The organism is Streptomyces sp. NPDC037288 (assembly GCF_055603265.1).
On sequence record NZ_JBVJVY010000067.1, the window covers coordinates 5,729 to 22,686 of the forward strand.

Sequence of the window (16,958 nt, forward strand, 5' to 3'; positions counted from 1 at the left end):
ACCCGCCCCCCCCCCCCCCCCCCCCCCCCACCACCCCCCCCCCCCCCCCCCCCCCCCCCCCCCCCCCCCCCCCCCCCCCCCGGGACCGCGTGAGCTACTTGCCGAGGACGAGGGTGTTGTTGCACCCCAGGCGTGAGCCGACGTTGGTGGTCTGCGCACCGGGTGAGCCCTTGCCGTTGGGCGCGTTGCCCTCACGGCCGTTCTCGAACCCGGACTCGCCCTGTACGTCGACGTTCTCTTCGGCCGTCGTGCACGAAGTGCTCTGGCTGATGAGGACCGTCTCGCTCTCTCGACCCTGGTCCCGGTTGCTGTGCCCGTGGGCGCGCGCGTGCGCGTGCCCCTTTCCGTGGGCGTGCCCATGCCCATGCCCCTGCCCGTGGGCGTAGGCGGTGCCGGTGCCGAGGAAGCCGACGGAACCGAGAAGGACGGCCACGACAGCGGTCTTGCAAGACTTGCGCATTTCTTCTCCGAGCGTTGAAGCGGACGCGCACGCGATCCGCCACGTCATAAGGTGACGAGAGGTTAATGCGTAAATGCCCGAGATCTTCTCGTCGGCACGCCGGATCGTCTGATCAGCGAGCACGGGCATCGCCCCGGCGGCCGACCCAAGTTCCGTGTGCGGCCAAGGCATCACGAGGCCGGACGCGGGCGCCGACGCTCCGCGCAGAACCACCCGTGTGGCCGCGCCATGAGCCCGAGGCGGCGTGGGCTATTCGGCCCTGAACCAGGGGCACCGACGAAACTCCCCTGCGGAATCGACGAGTTCGTCTCCCGACGGCGCATCTCGACGGCGCCACGCGCCGCGTACGGCGGGAATCGGCCTCTGACAGCGCGGCAGGCGACCACCCAACTGGGGCACGTCACCCCTGGTCGCGGAGGTTCGTCGGTGCCCCGATCACCACATGGCGGGCCCTGGAACGCACGCCCCTGGCTCACCGTGACCAGGACGCCCACCCGGCTCGGCCCCCGGTCGTATGATCGTGCAGCACGTGGCCGTAATCCAGGGCTAGGCGGGCGCCTGAAAGTGGTATAGACCTGCAGGTCCGAGAAAGCGGTGACGCGGGCCAGCCACTTCTGGAAATCCTGCCCGTCGAGGGAGGTGCGGGTGCGCCGGCTGCGGAGCATCTGCCCCAGGAGACCGGCCTCGAGGGCGGCCACGAGCATGCCCTGACCGTAAGCGGGGTTGAAGGTTGCACACCGAGTCTCCCGGAGCGATCAGCCCGTCGGGCCGGCGGGGAAGGCGGTGGCAGGCGGTCTTTCGGTTCACCGTGCGGGCGTAGCGGCGCACGGCGGAGACGGGGGTGAGTGAGGCGATCGTGTCGACGATGGGGCCGCGCAGGGTTTTGACGAAGGCGAGGAACTCGTCGTCGCCGTGCGGCAGTTGGGTTCCGGCGCCTCCGGGAGCAGCCACCTGGGCTATGCCTGAGCCGGTACTCGCCGCGGGCGACGGCAGAGGGGTGCGGCCGGGGCTGCCGTAACCGAGAGATCAGCCGGTGAAGGCCGTCCAGCCCTCTGTGCCTTCATAGACGTCGGACTGCCAGACGAGGTAGCCACCGACCAGACCCGGCTTGTCCCGCGCGGCGAGGCCGGGAAATTCCAGTGAGTCCGCCGTTTCCTCCAGGAAAGTCTGAAGCGTGTCGAACTCGTCCGGCGGATCTTCGCGGAACTTGCTCACTCGGTAGAGAAAACCGTCCTCGGGGTCAAGACCAAGTCCCCACACCGGGTCGGCATTCCCCAGAGAGAACGCCTGGATCAGCACCGGCCGGCCATCGGGATCGTCGCGCAGCCGGACCTGGTCGAGATGCGTCAACGACCAGCCCCCGGCGAACACCGAGTCGTACTCCGTGCCCATCGCCACACCGCCCGTCAGCCTCCACAGCGTCCGCAGCTCATCGGGTATGGCAGCTCCGATCCGCTCCGCAACGGTATCGATCTCGTCGTCCGACGCCGGCGGCAACAGCCTGCCGTAGGTGGCCGGTGCGTGCTCGCGCAGCCACGTCTCGATACGGCCCCATGTGTCGGTGACTTGCCGTGCCACTATGTCGTCGGTCATGAGGGCGACGGTAGCTTGCCACCGCGCCAGCGCCTCCCTACAGCGGGACTTTCGGCTGTTCAGCCGCAGCGGATTCTCCCAGCCGCCGTCATCCGCGCCTCGGGACGTCCGCAGCAGGGCCGTCTTCCTCGCCGCTGGTGTCACGGCAGCGGGAAGGGCACCGACCAGGGCTTCGACCTCAGCCCTCAGCTGTTCGATCTCCGCCGCACCTACCCCGCCTAGCTCGTCGCCCTTGATGACCTGCTTGCAGATGAGCCGAACAGCTTCGCCGCGTTGTCATGGCACACGGCACGCAGCCACTCCCGTCCGAGGCCCAGCCGTTCCACGGCGTGGAGCTGGTGCAGGTAGGGGTAAGGGATGTTGGGGAAGTCGGAGCCGAGCAGGATGCGGTCGCCAAGTGCGGCGAGCCGTGGCAGGGCCCGTCGGGGGAACGGCATGAGTCCTTCGGCGAAGTCGGTGAACGCCATCGTCGTGTCCAGCCGTACCTGGTCGTACCGTTTGGCGAGGTGGAGGAACTCCTCGTACTCGGGCATGCCCATGTGCGCGACGATCAGCCGGAGTTTCGGGTGGCGTGCCAGCACTCGCGCGATGGGCTCGGGGCCGGTGTGCTTGCCGGGCGCGGGCCCGGAGCCGCAGTGCATCACCACGGGAACGCGGGCCTCGGCCAGCATCCCCCATGTCCGCTGGAGTCGTTCGTCGGCCGGGTCGTACGCTCCCACCTGCACGTGAGCCTTGAACACGCGTGCCCCCGCCTCGACAGCCTCACGGACGTATGTCTCGACGTCCGCCTCGGGGTAGAGGGTGGCGGTGTGCAGGCAGTCGGGGGTGCGGCGGGCGAAGTCGGCCGCCCATCCGTTCAGCCACCGGGCCATGCCGGGCTTGTGGGGGTAGAGCATCGCGGTGAAGGCCCGGACTCCGAACTCCCGCAGCAGAGCCGTCCGCTCCGCCTCCTGCTTCCGGTAGGTGATCGGCCACTTCAGCCCACCGGTCAGCGGCCCGTTGGCGTCGAAGTAGCCCCAGACCTTGCGCAGGACGCGCTCGGGCATGAAGTGGGTGTGGACGTCGATCAGCCCGGGAAGACCGAGCCCGCCCCAGAAGCGGCGGACCTCACCGGCTTCCTCACCCGAAGCGATGCGGGTGGAACTCAACTGGTACCGCCTCTCTCGGACGACCCCGGCTGTCGCAAGGCCGGCCATTGCCGGACGAGTTCATCGTGCCCTGTGCCCGAGTGCCCAAGGGGGCGTTCCGACGACAGAGCGAAGCCGACGAGCACCATCGCGGCTCGCACACCGACGTCCTGTGAGCTGCCTCACCCAGTGGTGCCCGCCCGGCGCACGAACTGCCTTGCCAGCGCCCTTCCCGCCCGTCCGACGCCGCTCGGTGGCCGGATGCGTCAGTAATCTGTCATTGCAGCCAGTGCGACATTCGATACAGGCTGTGACCGTGTTGGAGCGACGTGTTGTTGTGGTGGTGTACGCGGGTGCGATGGCCCTGGACATCACCGGACCGATTGAAGTATTCGATACCGCGAACCGGCTCCTGGGTCCTTCGGGCACCCTCTACCGGACCGACTTCGTCTCCGCCGACGCACCCTTGGTGCGCATGAGTTCGGGAGTGGTGGTGGAGGCCTCGCCGCTGGAGGCGGGGCAGGGCCCGATCGACACACTCCTCGTGCCGGGCGGATGGAGTCTCCACAACGCGCTGCGGGACCAGTCGCTCGTGTCCTGGATCGGCCGGGCAGCGGCCCGGTCGCGCAGAGTCGCCTCCGTGTGCGGCGGATCCTTCCTGCTGGCCGAGGCGGGCCTCCTCGACGGCAGACGCGCCACCACGCACTGGGCGTACAGCGAGGCGATGGCGTGCCGCTATCCGGATGTGACGGTGGACGCCGAGCCGATCTTCGTCTGGGACGGCCCCTTCGTGACCTCCGCGGGCGTGTCGACGGGCATCGACATGGCCCTGGCTCTGGTGGAGGCCGACCACGGATCTGCGCTGGCGCTGGAGACGGCACGGTTTCTGGTGCTGTTCCTCAAGCGGCACGGAGGACAGTCCCAGTACAGCGCCGTCCTCGACGCCCAGTTGGCCGACCACCCGCCGATCCGGGCAGCACAGGAGTGGATTCTGAAAAACCTCGACAACCCGCTGCCCGTGGCCGAGATCGCGCGGCAGGCCAACATGAGTCAGCGCAACTTCGCCCGGGTCTTCCGGCGCGAGGTGGGGGTGACCCCCGGCCAGTACGTCGAGCGGACGCGTATCGCCCGCGCACGAGAGCTGCTGGAGACCACAGACCTGACGATCAGCCAGATAGCCGGCCGTTGCGGATTCGCCGCCACCGAGACGTTCTTCCGCTCCTTCGGACGAACCCTGGGACTCACCCCCAAGGAATACCGGCACCGCTTCCAGGTCATCTCGCCATCCGGCCTCATCGACCGGCACCACGAGAGGGAGAGGAGCCCCGCATGACCACCAAGACCTCGGAACCACGCGTGGGGGAAGGCGACGGAGAAACGGTACGCCTGGTCGACTATCTGGCCGGGGAACTCGCCGGGGCCGGCGTCACCCACATGTTCGGCGTCGGCGGCGCCAACATCGAGGACCTGTATGACGCGGTGCACCGCGGCGGCGCCGTCCGCGGCGTCGTCGCCAAACACGAGTTCTCCGCCGTCACCATGGCCGACGGTTACGCACGTACCACCAGGCGCCTCGGCGTTGTCGCCGCCACCTCGGGAGGTGGGGCGATGAACCTCGTACCGGGTCTGGCCGAGGCGTACGCCTCCCGGGTGCCGGTGCTGGCCCTGGTGGGCCAGCCGCCGACCGGTCAGGAAGGGCACGGGGCGTTCCAGGACTCCAGCGGCAAGGCGGGCTCCTTCGACGCGCGGGAGGTCTTCGCACCGGTCTCCCGGTTCTGCGCCCGGGTCGATGACGCCGACTCGCTCACGGAGTTGCTGCCCCGGGCAGTCGCGGCGGCACAGGCCGATCCACGCGGGCCGGCCGTGCTGTTGCTCCCCAAGGACGTGCAGCAGGCCCGGATCCGGATGCCCGCCCGTGACGTGGCGCCGACACCGGGCGGCCCCGTGGCGGCATCCGCGGCGCGGCTCGACCCAGTCGCCGTCAGCGCCGTGTCGGACGCCCTTCGCGGGGCCGGTCGCGTCCTCGTCATCGCCGGCGAGGATGTCGCCGCCGTCGATGCACGCGGGGATCTGGCCGAACTGGCGCGGCGCCTCGGGGCGTGGGTGGCGGTCACCCCGGACGCCAAGGACGTCTTCGACAACCGTGATCCCCGGTTCGCAGGCGTGGCCGGGGTGATGGGCCACGCCAACGTCGAAGAGTGTCTGCGGCGGGCCGACCTGTGCCTGCTGGTCGGTACCCGGCTGCCGCTCCTGGCGCGCGGCGGCCTCGACCGGGCCCTGGCCGCCACCGACGTCGTCTGTCTCGGCCCCGAAGCGCCGTTCGTGTCGGGCACCGCACTGGGCGGGAACCTGCGGGACGCGCTGCGCGCGGTGACCGACCGGCTGCCGTCGCACCCACGTCCCTGCCCGCCGCACGCCGGGCCCCTCCCCACTCCCATGCCGGGGCGGCTCGTGCAGGCCCGGCAGCGAACCGTTGCCCACGCCCAGGCGGTCGCCGCGGTGGAGGCGGCACTCCCCCAGGACGCACACGTCTTCGTGGACGCAGGCAACACGGGGGCCAGCGCCGTCCATCTCCTCCCGGCACCGCGCCACGGCCGCTTCGTGGTGGCGGTCGGCATGGGCGGCATGGGCTACACCTTCGGGGCCGGCATCGGCGCCGCGCTCGCCACGGGCCGACGCACCTACGTCCTCGCCGGCGACGGGGCCTTCTTCATGCACGGGATGGAAGTGCACACCGCCGTGGAGTACGACGCACCCGTGACGTTCGTGATCTTCAACAACAACGCCCACGCCATGTGCGCGCTGCGGGAGGAACTCCTGCAGGGCGGCGTCCGCAGCGACGACCTGTTCGCCCGGACCGACCTCGCCGCCGGAGTAGCCGCCGCCTTCCCGAGCCTGGAGGCCACGGGAGCCACCGACGCGGCGCACCTGCGCACGGCACTGCTGCGCAGCAACGCGGGTGGCGGACCGGCGTTCGTCTCGGTGGACTGCGACCCGCGGGAGATCCCGCCGTTCCTTCCCTTCCAGTCCTTCAGCGACAACACCAGGAACACCAACGGCACCGACAGCAAGGAGAGTTCAGATGAGCGAGGAGTCGTCCATGTTGGCTGACATCCCCGGTCTGGTCCGGATCGAGAACGCCGGCAAGGAGGAACTGACCGCCCACTGCATGGAGCTCACCCACGCGGTCTACCCCCACCATCAGGTCTACGGGCAGTACTGCACCATCCACGAGTACGTCGACTGCCCCCCGGAGCAGGCCTACGACTACCTGCGCCAGGGGCACCATCTGGAGGAGTGGACCTGCAGCCTGCGGGACTTCGCGCCCACCGGCACACCGGGGCTGTGGGTCGGTCACGACCGGCTGGAGGACGACACCAGGATCTACTGCAAGGTCCTCGCGAACCCCGAGGCCATGACCGTGGACTACCACTGCTCCTGGGACCAGGGCGAGAAGCTGTGGATGATCTACCTGATGCGTGTCGTCCCGGCCCGACTGGTACTCGACAAGCCGGGTTCGGTGATCACCTGGACCAACTGCCGGCACCCCTACTACGACGACAACCCGCACCCCGACCTGGCACCCCGCCCGGACCGGCCCTGGGTGGGCGACTACTGGGACCTCTTCTACGCCGGGCACACCGTGGAGATGCGCAACCTCAAGGCCATCCTGGAACACCGCCACCGGGGCGGCCTGCCGGTCAACTCCGCTCCGGCGAGGGCGGTGGCCCAGTGACCACGGTCAGCCTCACCGACGTCGCGAGCTACCTGCCCGGCGAGCCGGTACCGGCGGAGTTCTACACGGAGTTCCCCGGGGCCGAGGACAAGCTCCGCAACCACCCGATGTTCAGGGTCCCGCGGTTACGGCACCATGTGGCCAGCGACGAGACCAACGCGGACATGGTCGAACGCGCCGTACAGCCCCTGATCGAACGGCACGGCGCGGCGGAGATCCGGGGCGTCGACGTGCTGTTGGTGCACAGCCAGCTGCCGGACCTGCCGTTCGTGGGCGCCGGAACCGAGGTGGCGCGTCGGCTGGGCCTGAACCCGGAGTGGCTCGTCGACGTGGCCAACGCGGGCTGCGCGTCCTTCGTGTACATGGTGAAGTTGGCCCGGCAGATCCTCACCTCCACCGACGCGAAGACCGCGCTGATATGCAACGCGCAAAGCGCCGCCGGGCAATGGTTCACCCAGTCCGAGGTGCGCAAACTCGCCCAGGCGGCGATCCCGGGCGACGGGTGTGGGGTGGGGTACGTGACGACGTCGGCACAGTCGCCGGTCCTCGACGTGGAGACCCGGCACATCAGCGCGTACGCCGGTGATATGACGGTGGCGGTCGACGACGGTCGCAAGTACTGGGAGCCGGGAGAGTCCCAGCTGCGGATCGGGTTCACCGACGCCAGTGTCGCCAAGGTCCTGGCACGCGGGAACCGTCTCGTCCCCGAGGTGATCACGGACCTGTGCCGGCGGCTCGGCATGGTGAGCACCGACATCGACGTCCTCATCACCAACCAGCCCAACCGCACCTTCCTGCGGAACTGGCGAGAGGCGCTGCAACTGCCGGCCGAGCGGCACGTGAACACCTTCGACGACTACGGGAACCTGTTCGGAGCGGCGATCCCGGTCACCTTGGACCGCGCGATCAGCTCCCGGCAGGTGAAGGACGGCGACCTGATGGTGCTCGGGGGATTCGCGCACGCGGGTGACTTCGCCGGTGCCGTCGCCGTTCGCTGGCAAGGCGGACGGGGCTGAGCCATGGACATCCCCGTGCTGCACCGACTTGCCCTGAACGAGAGCCCGTATCCGCCACTGCCCTCGGTACGCGAGGCGATGCACCGGGCCGTCGCAGAGGCACACCGCTACCCGCAGTTCCACCCCGACGACCTCATCGAGCGGATCGCCGCGTGGTGCCGGGTGCCGCCCGCCCGCGTCGCGGTCGGCAGCGGATCGGTCGGCGTGGCCCTGCAGTTGCTGCAGGCCGTGGTCCGGCCCGGCGACACCGTGGTCCACGCCTGGCGCACGTTCGACGCCTACCCTCTCCTGGCCGCCATGGTCGGTGCTCAACCGGTCCCCGTCCCCCTGTCGCCGGACGGGCACCAGGACCTGGGTGCCCTGCTCGCGGCGCTCGACCAGCGCACCCGCGTCGTGGTGCTGTGCAATCCGCACAACCCCACCGGAAGCCTCGTCACCGTCGACGCACTGTCGGCGTTCCTGCGTCACGTCCCCCGACACGTCACCGTGCTCCTCGACGAGGCATACGTGGAGTTCGCCCGCGACCCCGACCTGCCCGACACACCCACGCTCCTGGACGCTCACCCCAACCTGCTGGTCCTGCGCACCTTCTCCAAGGCCTACGGCCTCGCCGCCCTGCGGGTCGGCTACGGACTCGGCGCCTCGGACCTGGTGGAGCGGATCCGTGGGCAACAGCTGCCCTTCGGGATCAACGCGGTGGCAGCGGCGGCGGTGAAGGCTTCACTGGGCGCCGAAAGCGAGCTGCGCCGCCGCGTGGACAGCATCGTCGCCGAACGGGAACGGCTCCGGCGTGAAATCGGGTCCCTCGGCTGGCGCGTACGTCCCGGCCACGCCAATTCGGTCTGGCTCGCCGCGCCCGATCCGATCGATGAGGGCGCCGCAGCACTGACCGGCGCGGGTGTCCAGGCGCGTCACTACCCCGGCGAGGGAATCCGGGTCACCGTCGGTAACCGGAATGCCAACGACGCCGTGCTGATCGCGCTGGCGGGAGTGCGGCTGCGGACGTGCGGAGCTCGATCGTCTGCCACAACGGCTCTCCGCACCTGAGGACAGAGCGGGCCGGCGCGTCCCGGCCTGGGCCGGTGGGGCCGGAGCGCTCCCAGGTGGGCGCCCGCAAGGCTGCGACGGGCTCAGGGCCGGCCAGCCCTGACAGCTGACGCTGTGACCAGGCGGGAAGGGCGTCCGGCATGGTCGTGCCGGGCGGCTGCCCACCCGGCTCAGCGTCGCGGACGCTGACGCTGCGGCCACACGGCAGGCGCTGGGATGCCCGCAGCCGCGGTCGTACCGCTCGCCGACCACGGAGGCCCAGTGCTAGAAAAGGGACATGAGCGGACGTTTCCGCAGGCCATGGGCCAGGGCGGCGCCGCCACCCGGCACACGGTGGTCACGGGGTCCTTCCCGTCGGCCATGGCCCGGTCCGTCCGGCAGGCGCCGCATGTCGTCCTCCATGAGCGTCCGGACCCTTGCCGCGCAGGTTTTTCTGCTCCAGGCCCTGGTCGTGCTCGTACTGGTCGCGGTGGCGGCCGCGGCCCTGGTCGTGCAGGGCCGGTACGACGGCGAGCGCAGCGCGAAGGACCGGTCGCTGGCCGCGGCGGAAGCCTTCGCACACGCGCCCGGCACGGCGTCGGCGCTCATGTCACCGGATCCCACGGCACGGCTTCAGACGGCGGCGGAGCAGGCGAGAAAGGGTTCCGGCGTCGACTTCGTCACCGTCCTGGACAGGAGCGGGATCCGGATCACCGACCCCAACCCCGCCCTGATCGGTACGAAGGCACAGGGCGTCGGCCGGGCCGCCGCGGGAGAGACGTTCACCGAGACGTTCCACGGCCGGCCGGCCGACGCCGTGCGCGCGGTCGTACCCGTGATGGATCCGAGCAGACGTGTGGTGGGGATGATCAGCGCCGGTATCGAGTACGCCACGCTGGGCCACGTGCTGAACCAGCAGCTGCCCATGCTGCTCGGTGCGGCAGCGGCGGCACTGGCGCTGGCGACCGTCGGCACGGCACTGGTCAGCCGCCGCCTGCGCAGACAGACCCGCGGGCTCGGTCCGGCGGAGATGACCCGTATGTACGAGCACCACGACGCCGTGCTGCACGCGGTGCGCGAGGGAGTCCTGATCGTCGGCGGCGACGGGCGCCTGCTGCTCTCCAACGACGAGGCACGACGGCTGCTGGGCCTCCCCGAGGACGTCGAACAGCGGCCGGTGACGGATCTTGCCCTGGGGCCCGCCCTGAAGCGGTTGCTGATGGCGGGGAAGCCCGCCTCCGACGAGGTGATCCCGGCGGGTGACCGGCTGCTGGCCGTGAACATCCGGCTCACCGCGCCGTTCGGCGAGGTGCCCGGTCTGGTCGCCACCTTCCGCGACACCACGGAACTGACAGCCCTCTCCGGCCAGGCCGAGATCGCCCGTGGACGCCTTTCGTTCCTGTACGAGGCGGGTGTGCGGATCGGCACCACGCTCGACGTACGCCGTACGGCGGAGGAGCTCTCCGAGGTGGCGGTCCCCCGCTTGGCCGACTTCGTCACCGTGGAACTCCTCGAATCCGTCCTTCGTGGCGACGAGCCCACAGGAGCCGTGCACCGGATGCGGCGCACCGCGCTGAGCGAAGCGCGGACCGGACATCCCCTGCAGCCAGTGGGAGACGTGATCCGGTTCGTCATGGCCGACACCCCGATGGTGGCGGCACTCAACCGCGGCAAGGCCGTTCTGGTGCCGGACCTGCGCACCGCTGAGGACTGGCGGGCCCAGGACCCGCAGGGCGCTCGGCAGGCGCTGGACTACGGCATCCAGTCCCTGATCACCGTGCCGGTACGAGCACGGGGGGTGGTGCTCGGCATGGCCAACTTCTGGCGGGCCGCGAACACCCCCCGGTTCGAGGAGGAGGACGTCGCCGTGGCCGAAGAGCTCGTGGCCCGCGCCGCCGTCGCCATCGACAACGCGCGTCGGTACGGCCGCGAGCACGCGATGGCCGTGACACTGCAGAGCAGCCTGCTGCCCCTGGGCCTCCCCGAACAGGACGCGCTGGAGATCGCCTCGCGCTACCTGCCGGCCGAGTCCGGCGTCGGCGGCGACTGGTTCGACGTCATTCCCCTGCCCGGCTTCCGCGTCGCACTGGTCGTCGGTGACATCGTCGGGCACGGGCTGCAGGCCGCGGTGACCATGGGCCGGCTGCGGACCGCCGTGCTGAACTTCTCCTCACTGGACCTGGCCCCGGACGAGCTGCTGGGACACCTCGACGAGATGGTGACCCGGCTGGACGCGCAGACGGCGCACGCCGACGACGACCGTGCTCCGCTCACCGGCGCCACCTGTCTCTACGCCGTTTACGACCCCGTCGGCGGCCATTGCACCTTCGCCCGCGCCGGGCATGTCGCACCCGCGGTGGTGTCCCCCGAGGGCGGGGTGACCTTTCCCGACCTGCCGCTGTCTCCGCCCCTGGGAGTGGGCGGACATCCCTTCGAGGCCGGCGAACTGGACCTCGCCGAGGGCAGCCGCCTCGTGCTGTTCACCGACGGCCTGATCGAGAACCGCAGCCGGGACATCGACGAGGGCATGGAGATGCTCCACTCCACCATCGCCCGCGCAGGTGAGACACCGGAGCAGATCTGCGGCGCCCTCGTGGAGACCATGTTGCCCGAGCACCCCAGTGACGACGTGGCCCTGCTGGTGGCCGGGACTCGGCTGCTCGCCCCGTCCTGCGTCGCGATGTGGGACGTACCGTTCGACGTGACGGCCGTGTCCCCGGTACGCGGCGAGGTGGGCCGACGACTCGCCGACTGGGGGCTGGAGGACCAGGCGTTCGCCACGGAACTGATCGTCAGCGAGCTCCTCACCAACGCGGTCCGCTACGGCGCCCCGCCCGTGCGCGTCAGAATGCTGCTGGGCCGCACCCTCGTCTGCGAGGTGTCGGACGGCAGCAACACGTCGCCTCGGCTGCGGCGAGCGGCCACCACCGACGAAGGAGGGCGGGGCCTGTTCCTCGTCTCCCAGTTCGCGGACGGCTGGGGTACGCGCTACGCGGCGCAGGGAAAGGTGATCTGGGCCGAACAGAAACTGGGCCGTACCTCGGCACCGGACATGTCCGCGCTGTTCGACGACATGGCCTTCTGAGGCCACGCGGCGCTCCAGAGTGAGGGCGGCCGGGTCGCGGCACCCGTCAGGCCGTCCTCCGGCCGGGCCTGTGCGGCCCGGCCGTCGGTGATGCGTACGGCGCGTCTACGGGGCCATCTCGTACGCGCCGGACAGCGCCTCGACCCGCTGCCAGACCCGCTCCGTGCGTGCCTCGTCGACGACCGGTCGCCGGACCGAACCGAGCGCCCAGTCCTGCTGCTGTTCGGTCGCCGAGTCCTTGCCGTGCAGTTCGACGGCGTGCGCGGAGAAGTCCCGCACGAGGACGGCGAAGAGTTCGTCGAGCACGTCCTCGTCGAGTCCGGTCAGGGCGACCTGCTCCAGGACGAGCTGTCCGTGCACGACGAGGGCGAAGAGCTGACCGACCGCGAGGACGAGGTCGAGGTCGCGGCTCTGCTCCGCGTCGGGGGCGGCCGTGGCGACGAACGCGCCGAGCGCGTCGGCCTGTTCGCGGAACCGGGTCACGTTGGGCAGGTGCGCGTACGCGTCGAAGGCGGGCCGCCAGTCGTGGAAGCGCACCGCGCCGAGGCCGCGGGCCGGCCCCTGCCGGAACAGGAAGGCGTCGTCGGCCGCGTCGAGGCGGGTCGGCACGGCGGGATACTCGACCGGGTCGAGGAGGTGGCTGCGCATGAACTTCAGGATCAGCGCCAGGTTGACGTGGACCGTGCCCTCCAGCTTCGGCAGGCCGCGGATCTCCACGGCCGCCTGGCCGAAGTAGTTGTCCTTCTCGAAGCCCTTGGCCGCGATGACGTCCCACATCAGGTCGATGACCTTCTCTCCCTCCGTGGTCACCTTCATCTTCGTCATCGGGTTGAAGAGCAGGTAACGGCGGTCGTCCGGGCCGGCGGAGCGGAAGTAGTCGACAGCGCGGTCGCTGAACAGCTTCATGCCGACGAGCCTGACGTACGCGTCGGTCAGCTCGCGCCGCACGTGCGGGAAGCTGGTGACGGGGCGGCCGTAGAGGATGCGGTTGTGGGCGTGGGTGACGGCCTCGTACATCGCGTGCTCACAGATGCCGATCGAGGCGGTGCACAGGTTGAACTTGCCGACGTTGACGGTGTTGAGGGCGGCGTCGAAGGCGGCACGGCCGGTGTGCAGGACGTCCTCGGCCGCTACGGGATAGTCCTGCAGGCGGAACTCGCTGACGAACTTCGAGGAGTCGACGACGTTCTTGACCAGGTGGTAAGCCGGGTGACGGCTGTCGGCGGCGAAGAACACGTAGCCGTCGGGGCCCTCGACGTCGGTACGGCGGCCGAAGACGGAGACGAGTCCGGCGGCGTTGCCGTTGCCGATGTAGTACTTGGAACCGGTCGCGCGGAAGCCGCCGTCGCCGTCAGGCTCGAGCAGCATGTCGGTGGAGTAGATGTCGGCGCCGTGGGCCTTCTCGGACAGGCCGAATGCGAACACCTCGCCCTGGGCGAGGAGTTCCGCGGCGCGGGCGCGGGCGGCTGCGTTGTCGCTCTGCCATACCGGGCCGAGGCCGAGGATCGTGACCTGCCAGGCGTACCAGTAGTCGAGGCCGTAGAAGCCCAGGATCTCGTTGAGCGCCGCGATCCGGGCGGTGTCCCACCGCTTGTCCGGTTCCCCCTCCCCCGCGGCGGACGACGGCGTCAGGAAGGTGGCGAACAGATTCTCCTTCGCTGCGAAGGCGAGGAAGTCGCCGAGCCACGCGCGGGTCCGGTAGTCCTCGATCAGCCGCGCCTTGCCTCGCTCCTCGAACCAGTCGACGGTGGCACGCAGCAAGCGGCGCGTCTCGGGGTCGAAGTGCGCGGGGTCGTAGGTGCGCGGGTTGAACAGCAGCTGGTCAGCCATGGATGAGGGACGCCTTTCGGCTGGTGGACGGGTGGGATACGGGGAGGTCTGACGGCGGGACGGGACGGGCCGGATCGGGAGGATCGGCGGCGGCCACGGCGTCGGTCAGCGACCCGGACCGAACCGGGCCAGCGTGGCGAGCACGTCGTCCAGCCAGTCGATCATCATCCGCTCGTACGCGATGCCGCCGCGCAGGACGACGTGCTGCAGCTCCCGCTCTGCGTCGAGCGGCGCCTCGGGACCGGCCGCGCCGGCCTCGGGCGCCGTGAAGTCCCGTGCCTCTCCGGCGAGATAGTGCGCCAGCCGGTCCCGGTGCGCCAGCCGGTGCCGCTCCACCTCGCGGATCAGGGCGGCCGGGTCGTCGAAGGCGGCGCCCCGGATCTTCACGGCCAGGTCGTGGCGGACGCTCTCCGGCTCGATCGGATCGTGCAACCAGGAGGACAGCGCGGCCCGGCCGAGGTCGGCGACGGAGTACTCCTTCTTGTCCGGTCGGCCCTGCTGCGGGACGTCCCGGACGTCGACCCAACCGTCGTTCTCCATGCGCTTGAGCACGCGATAGATCTGTTGGTGGGTCGCGGTCCAGAAGTAGCCGATGGACCGCTCGAAGCGCCGGGCCAGCTCATAGCCGGATCCTGGCTTCTCCAAAAGCGACACGAGGATCGCGTGTTCGAGCGCCATGCCTCAGATCCTGCTATGCAACTCGTTGCATAGCAAGCCTTGCCCGCTCCGATGCGACGCGGCTCACCCAGGCGGGAGGCCATTCGAACGCTCCCGGCCCGGCGAACTGGTCCACGGCGACGACATCCCCCGACGAGACGGCCCCGACCCGCGCCGTCTTCCTCAGCTGCTGGTCGCGACGGACAGTTGTGGATCTTGGTGCAGCTCAGGCCATGGTCCGCCGCAGCGCATCCGGGCATGGATGCGCAGACGAGCCGTGACCGTCTGCCGTACGACCGATGGCAGGTCCTCACGATCGGCGAGGGCGCGGAACCATGGCGGAGGGGTCGTCAGGGAGATCTCGTGCAGCTGCGCGAAGACTTCCACGGTCTTTCGAGCCAAGGCCAGCTCGCCAGAGCTGAGGGTCACGACGAGCCGCTTGCGACCGGTGGTGCCGAGCTTGTCCATGAGGGTGACCAGGAGTGCCCTCAGGCGGGCGGCCAGATCGTTGGTGAGGCTGGTCGGACTCGGCGTGTAGGCCCGTAGCCGAGAGGACATCTCCTCAAGGCCGCTGGCCGCTTCCGCGGGGGCGACCGCCGCGATGCGCTTGAGCAGCCAGCCCAGCTCGCGCACGTTGGTGCTGATGTACGTGTCCATGGAGCCGTCTTCCGGCAGGACCAGCTCGAAAAGGGTGCGGAACGCCAGGTCCCGCTCCTCCTTCTTGTCGACGGGGGCGAGTCGACCCCACATCACTGCCACGACGTGGCGGACGAGAAGCAGTTCCTCGGACCCGGGGTCACCCGTGCCGGAGTCCGGCATGAGCGCTGTCAGGTGCTCCAGCAGGGGGATCACGTCTGCGTACTGCCAGGCATCGGCTTGTGCGGCGGACTCGGTCATGTGCAGGACGGCCGTGTGCAGGGGTTGGCCGGGCGTGGTCTGCTTCAGGACGCCCACAAGGTCCTCCGGCGCCGGCGGTCGCCATCCGGCGTGGTCGATCAGTGCCCGCCACAGCCGGTACCCCTCCCGCTTGCTGCCCTTGGCGTCCGCCGCGCACAAACCGTCGATCAGCGTGTGGAGCCGCCGCTGATCGACGGGTGACGGTGGGTTGCCGTGTTGTCCAGCGGCGTCTACGGCCGTGGTGAGGAACGAGGTCCGCTTCATGAGCGCGGCTTCCGTGATCAGGTAGCCCAGCATCTCCGGGTGATCGCCGACCGCCTCCGCGAACGCCGTCCTGATGGCGCCCTGTGCCGCTGCGGTGGCGGGCATGGCCCGGACCTCGCTGTTGCCTGCCCACTGCTCAAGAGCATGCAGCGCACCAGAGTGTCCGGCGACGACGGCAGGCACGAGAAGCGCGGCCAGGCCTTCGGAATTCAGCCACAACTCCGTCGGAACGTCGGCCGGCAGAAGCTCCAGGAGAACAGTCGGGGCGGGAGACGCCTGTGCGACCGCGTCCGCGAACCAAGCGGACACAGCACGGCGTTGCCCCTCGTAGGCGGGGGATGGCAGCAGCCCCAGTGCATCGCGGCAGACCCTGCGCAGGTGGCGGTCGAACGCACTCGTAGCACCGCCGCACCGCAAGGTGGGAACCAGGACATGGTCCGAGGCCGCAGTCTGCGCCGCCGGGCTGGGAAGGGCAACGAGCCGACCGACCACCTCCTGGGCCGCAGGCTCCTCCAGCCGTCTGGCCAGGAGCCCCGAACCGTGCAGGTGAGCACGCTCCAATGCCTGGTTCAGCGGAGCGGACAGGACGAGCCAGATCACTTCCAGGAGCTCCTCCTGGGGCAACGAGGCCTGGCATGCGGCCCACAGCGTGCCCACGGCCTGTTCCACCGGCTCCAGATACAGGCTCTTCTTGCTCCCTGGCGCCCGGTCTTCGAGCAGTTCCTCGAAGCATTCCAAAGCCGCACGCTGCGCCTGCGCGCGTTCGCGAGGGTCTTGGACGCGCTGGGCCTCCTCAGCGGCAGCCCGTACGACGTCCGCGGCGACGTCGTACTTGCGAGCGGCGACCATCCGCCGGCAGACAGCGGCCATCCATGCCAGCGACCGGTCGGTGTCGTACGGGAAGGCGGCGCGCAGGAGGCCCAGGAACCGTTCCTTGTGCGTGCTCAGCTCCTGCGCCGGCATACCGATCAGCCAGCCGAGCCGGTCCTCCTCGTCCAGGAACTCGATGGCGGCAGGCGGGTGCTGGTGAACCAGGCGGCGTACCGCCTCCAGCAGTTGCAGGCGCACGGTCTTACTGGCTCGGTAGCCCGCTTCGCCCGTGAGTTCCCACACCGCTTCCAGGTCGCTGACCCACCGATCTGCCGTGTGGTGCCGATGGCCGGGTAGCACCTTGAGAGGGCATTTGATCTAGGCGAATTGCCCTTTCTGTTCTAGTAAGTCCCTCGCCAGGTTGGTGTCGTCTCGTCCGTTATGCGCTTGGTGAGGT

General features: G+C 70.0%; 12 protein-coding genes. 6 read left to right on the forward strand and 6 right to left on the reverse strand.

Annotated elements, in window-relative coordinates; genetic code table 11:
* Positions 1-94: 94 nt before the first annotated feature.
* From ACZ7GZ_RS38775 to ACZ7GZ_RS38785, 3 genes are all read right to left on the reverse strand, one after another.
* The gene (locus tag ACZ7GZ_RS38775) at positions 95-460 is read right to left on the reverse strand and encodes a hypothetical protein (RefSeq protein ID WP_471031946.1); all 366 of its coding nucleotides are present in this window, start codon (positions 458-460) and stop codon (positions 95-97) included.
* Positions 461-1,486: 1,026 nt separating this feature from the next.
* On the reverse strand, positions 1,487-2,053 hold the full coding sequence (locus tag ACZ7GZ_RS38780; protein ID WP_471031949.1) for an SMI1/KNR4 family protein: 567 nt from the start codon (positions 2,051-2,053) through the stop codon (positions 1,487-1,489).
* Positions 2,054-2,271: 218 nt separating this feature from the next.
* A complete protein-coding gene (locus ACZ7GZ_RS38785; RefSeq protein WP_471031972.1) occupies positions 2,272-3,186 on the reverse strand; it encodes an amidohydrolase family protein in 915 nt (304 codons plus the stop codon).
* Positions 3,187-3,496: 310 nt separating this feature from the next.
* Between ACZ7GZ_RS38785 and ACZ7GZ_RS38790 the strand changes: the two genes are divergently transcribed.
* The 6 genes from ACZ7GZ_RS38790 to ACZ7GZ_RS38815 all read left to right on the forward strand — a co-directional run bounded on the left by ACZ7GZ_RS38790 (position 3,497) and on the right by ACZ7GZ_RS38815 (position 12,043).
* The gene (locus tag ACZ7GZ_RS38790; protein WP_471031952.1) at positions 3,497-4,513 is read left to right on the forward strand and encodes a GlxA family transcriptional regulator; all 1,017 of its coding nucleotides are present in this window, start codon (positions 3,497-3,499) and stop codon (positions 4,511-4,513) included.
* Entirely contained in the window at positions 4,510-6,291 is a 1,782-nt protein-coding gene (locus tag ACZ7GZ_RS38795) for a thiamine pyrophosphate-binding protein (RefSeq protein WP_471031954.1), read from the forward strand. The genes ACZ7GZ_RS38790 and ACZ7GZ_RS38795 overlap by 4 nt, the downstream gene beginning before the upstream one ends.
* Positions 6,281-6,916 carry an SRPBCC family protein gene (locus ACZ7GZ_RS38800; protein WP_471031957.1) on the forward strand — a complete coding sequence of 212 codons (636 nt, stop codon included), beginning with the start codon at positions 6,281-6,283 and terminating at the stop codon, positions 6,914-6,916. The genes ACZ7GZ_RS38795 and ACZ7GZ_RS38800 overlap by 11 nt, the downstream gene beginning before the upstream one ends.
* The gene (locus ACZ7GZ_RS38805; RefSeq protein WP_471031958.1) at positions 6,913-7,932 is read left to right on the forward strand and encodes a 3-oxoacyl-ACP synthase III family protein; all 1,020 of its coding nucleotides are present in this window, start codon (positions 6,913-6,915) and stop codon (positions 7,930-7,932) included. Before ACZ7GZ_RS38800 ends, ACZ7GZ_RS38805 begins: the two co-directional genes overlap by 4 nt.
* A 3-nt stretch (positions 7,933-7,935) precedes the next feature.
* On the forward strand, positions 7,936-8,979 hold the full coding sequence (locus ACZ7GZ_RS38810; RefSeq protein ID WP_471031961.1) for a histidinol-phosphate transaminase: 1,044 nt from the start codon (positions 7,936-7,938) through the stop codon (positions 8,977-8,979).
* 400 nt (positions 8,980-9,379) lie between these two features.
* Complete coding sequence (locus ACZ7GZ_RS38815; RefSeq protein ID WP_471031963.1) at positions 9,380-12,043, forward strand: SpoIIE family protein phosphatase; 2,664 nt, start codon at positions 9,380-9,382, stop codon at positions 12,041-12,043.
* Positions 12,044-12,148: 105 nt separating this feature from the next.
* On the opposite strand, the gene ACZ7GZ_RS38820 is transcribed toward ACZ7GZ_RS38815, so the two are convergent.
* The 3 genes from ACZ7GZ_RS38820 to ACZ7GZ_RS38830 all read right to left on the reverse strand — a co-directional run bounded on the left by ACZ7GZ_RS38820 (position 12,149) and on the right by ACZ7GZ_RS38830 (position 16,759).
* Complete coding sequence (locus ACZ7GZ_RS38820; protein ID WP_471031965.1) at positions 12,149-13,873, reverse strand: acyl-CoA dehydrogenase family protein; 1,725 nt, start codon at positions 13,871-13,873, stop codon at positions 12,149-12,151.
* A gap of 105 nt (positions 13,874-13,978) precedes the next feature.
* Positions 13,979-14,551: a PadR family transcriptional regulator gene (locus ACZ7GZ_RS38825; protein ID WP_471031968.1), complete on the reverse strand. Its 573-nt coding sequence runs from the start codon at positions 14,549-14,551 to the stop codon at positions 13,979-13,981.
* A 162-nt stretch (positions 14,552-14,713) separates the two neighbouring features.
* Complete coding sequence (locus ACZ7GZ_RS38830) at positions 14,714-16,759, reverse strand: hypothetical protein (RefSeq protein WP_471031971.1); 2,046 nt, start codon at positions 16,757-16,759, stop codon at positions 14,714-14,716.
* Between the last annotated feature and the right edge of the window lie 199 nt (positions 16,760-16,958).